Source organism: Arenimonas sp. (genome assembly GCF_019459675.1).
Lineage (GTDB): Bacteria > Pseudomonadota > Gammaproteobacteria > Xanthomonadales > Xanthomonadaceae > Arenimonas.
Genome location: NZ_JAIBFH010000016.1, coordinates 1 through 3,442, shown reverse-complemented (window position 1 = coordinate 3,442; position 3,442 = coordinate 1). Strand labels below are relative to the sequence as shown.

General features: G+C 69.2%; 3 protein-coding genes. All 3 read left to right on the top strand.

Features of this window, described 5'->3' with window-relative positions:
• The first annotated feature begins 14 nt into the window (after positions 1 to 14).
• Positions 15 to 2,267 carry a TonB-dependent receptor gene (locus K0M70_RS00640; protein ID WP_290777912.1) on the top strand — a complete coding sequence of 751 codons (2,253 nt, stop codon included), beginning with the start codon at positions 15 to 17 and terminating at the stop codon, positions 2,265 to 2,267.
• A 51-nt stretch (positions 2,268 to 2,318) separates the two neighbouring features.
• Complete coding sequence (locus tag K0M70_RS00635) at positions 2,319 to 3,005, top strand: Fe2+-dependent dioxygenase (RefSeq protein WP_290777909.1); 687 nt, start codon at positions 2,319 to 2,321, stop codon at positions 3,003 to 3,005.
• An 8-nt stretch (positions 3,006 to 3,013) separates the two neighbouring features.
• The coding region (locus tag K0M70_RS00630) for a PepSY domain-containing protein (protein WP_290777907.1) at positions 3,014 to 3,442 on the top strand (429 nt) is incomplete at its 3' end.

Sequence of the window (3,442 nt, the reverse complement as noted above, 5' to 3'; positions counted from 1 at the left end):
CCATCGCCTCGGCGATGGCGGCCTCCGCCCACGCCGGCCCCGCCTCGCCCGAGCCCGCCGCCACGCGCCTGGACGGAATCGAAGTCACCGGCGAACAGGTCACCAAACCGGCCTCGCCCAAGTACACCCAGGCCTTGCTGGATACGCCGCAAACCATCACGGTGGTTGACCGCGCCACGATGGACCAGCAGGGCCTGCTGTCGCTGCGCGACCTGCTCAGCACCCTGCCCGGCATCACCTTTGGCGCCGGCGAAGGCGGCGGTGGCTACGGCGACAGCATCAACCTGCGCGGGTTCAGCGCCAACGCCGACATCACCGTGGACGGGGTGCGCGACAGCGCCCAGTACAGCCGCACCGACAATTTCAACCTGCAGTCGCTGGAGTTGGTGAACGGCGCCAACTCGGTGTACTCGGGCGCCGGGTCGGTGGGCGGCAACATCAATCTGGTCAGCAAGGCGCCGGGCCTGGACGAGTTCAGCGTGCTGTCGCTCGGCGCGGGCACCGATGCCTTCGGCCGCGCCACCTTCGACACCAACCAGGTGATCGGCGAGGACACCGCGTTCCGCCTCAATGCCATGGCGCACAGCAACGACGTGCCCGACCGGGACTTCGAGTCGTTCAAGCGCTGGGGCATCGCGCCCTCGCTCGGCCTGGCGCTGGATTCCGACACGCGGCTGACGCTCAGCGCCGTGCACCAGGAGGATGAAAACACGCCGCAGTACGGCCTGCCCTACTTCTCGGCCTACGGCGGCACGCTGCCGGGCATCGACGAAGAGGGCTACTACGGCTACAGCAACCTCGACCGCCAGGACATCACCAACAGCAGCTTCACCGCCGTGTTCGAGCACGACTTGAGCGACGCCGTGACGCTGCGCAGCCTGGCCCGCTACCAGCGCGTCGAACAAACCACCGTGGTGGACGCGGTCCAGGGCACCTGGTGCCTGGCCGACGGCATCAACCCGGCCACCGGCCTGGCCTGCGCCGGGGGCCAGCCCGCCGGCACCTACCAGCCCAGCGGCCCGCGCGGCTACCAGCGCGACACCGTGAACGGGCTGGCGATCAGCCAGACCGACCTCACTGCACGCTTCGACACCGGCGGCGTCGGCCACGCGCTGGTGGTGGGCGCGACGTTCGCGCACGAAAGCTTCGACCTCGACGCGGGCAGCCTGCTGCGCAATCCCGATGGAACCCTGGTGGCGCTGCCGCGCATGGACCTGTCCCATCCCGACTCGCAGTGGACCGGCCCGGTGAACTACACGCTCACCGCCCGCAGCGAAGGCGAGCTGTCGAATGCCGCGCTGTACGCCTTCGACACGCTGACCTTCAACGACCAGTGGATGCTCAACCTGGGCGCGCGCTACGAAGCCAACCGCGGCAGCAACGCCAGCTGGACCGTCGTGGCGGCCCCGGCGCTGGGCGCGCCGGCGATTCCCGGCATCGGCACCATCACCGGAAAGAATCCCACGCTGGAGAACGACGAGCGCCTGTTCTCGTACCGCGCCGGCCTGGTCTACAAGCCCACCGAACGCGGCACCGCGTACCTGAGCTATTCCAACAGCCAGACGCCGTCGAAGGCCTCGGTGAATGGATCCTGCACGGCGCTCAACTGCAACGTCGATCCCGAGTCGGCCAGCAACATCGAACTGGGTACCAAGTGGGCGCTGTTCGACGAGCACCTGGCGGTGACCGCCGCGGTGTACCGCAACACCCGCGAGAACTACAAAGTGGCCGACTTCGACCCGGCCAACCCGCTGCCGGGCGAGCAGACGCTCGACGGCGAGGCGCGCGTGGACGGCGTCACCCTCGGCGTGGCCGGGCGGATCAACGACGCGTGGTCGGTGTTCGCCAACGCCACCTTCCTGGACAGCGAAGTGCTGCGCAACGTCTCCGACTTCTGCCTGGCCAACCCGGGGCAGAACGGCTGCACCAACACCGTGGCCAACCCCGATCCGGAGGCCGGCCAGCCGATCGTGCAGACGCCCGAACGCTCGGCCAGCCTGTGGACCACGTATCAATTCGCGAAGGACTGGGTGCTGGGCTACGGCATCACCTACCAGGACGCGTTCCGCCTGGCCGCCGGCAACTACACGCAGTCCTACAGCACGCATCGGGCGATGGTCGGCTTCACGGTGAACCCGGCGCTGTCGCTGCAGCTCAACGTCAACAACGTGCTGGACGAGGACTACTTCATCCGCGTGCGAAACAACGGCTGGGCCACGCCGGGCGAAGGCCGCTCGGCCACGCTCACCGCCACTTACCAATTCTGAGCTTCGGCTGCGCGGTACCCACCGCCGGGCGGAACACGCCGGGAGAGCGACATGTTGCTGCGAATACCCCAGGTTCTTGACCAGGCGCATCTGGCGCTGTTCCGGCAGCGCCTGGCCGGCGCCGGCTGGGCCGACGGCAAGGCTACGGCCGGCTACCAGTCGGCGCAGGCCAAGGACAACCAGCAGCTGCCCGAAGACGATGCGCTGGCGCGCGAACTGGGCGGCCTGGTGCTGGACGCGCTGGGGCGCAGCCCGCTGTTCTTCAGCGCCGCGCTGCCGCGCAAGATCTATCCGCCGCTGTTCAACCGCTACGCCGGCGGGCAGTCGTTCGGCTTCCACGTGGACAACGCCGTCCGCTATGACCGCAGCGGCGGCCGCAGCGAACCGGTGCGCACCGACCTGTCGGCGACGCTGTTCCTGAGCGCGCCGGAAGACTACGACGGCGGCGAACTGGTGATCGAAGACACCTACGGCGTGCAGACCGTGAAGCTGGCGGCGGGCGACCTGGTGCTGTACCCCGGCACCAGCCTGCACAAGGTCACGCCGGTGACCCGGGGCGAACGCGTGGGCTGCTTTTTCTGGCTGCAGAGCCTGGTGAGTGATGCGGCCAAGCGCCGCGAACTGTTCGACCTGGACCGCGGCATCCAGCACCTGACCCAGGCCGCCCCCGGGCACCCGGGCCTGGTGCAGCTGACCGGGGTTTACCACAACCTTCTGCGCCGCTGGGCGCAGTGCTGAGCGCGCGCATGTTCAAGAACGCCATTTTCCGGATGCATTGGTTCCTGGGCATCACCGCGGGCGTGGTGCTGGCCGTGGTCGGCATCACCGGCGCGATGCTTTCCTACGAAGCGCCGATCCTCAAGGCCGTCAACGCCGGCGTGATCACCGTCGAGGTGGCTGGCCGTACGCCGCTGCCCGCCGACGAGCTGCTGGCGAAGATCGCGGCGGCCGAGCCAGGCAAATCGATCACCTCCGTCACGCTGTCGGGGACGCCGGGCGACAGTGCCCGCGTCGGATTCGCCGCGCCTGCGGGTGCGCCGCCCGGCCCCGGCGGGCGTCCGCGCGGCGAAAGCCGCGATGTTGATACCAACAGCCGCGCGCTGGAGGCCGCCCCGCGCGGGGGGGGCGTCTTACGCAATGTGAAGCAGATACACCCCAAGCGGGCGGCCCCCCCC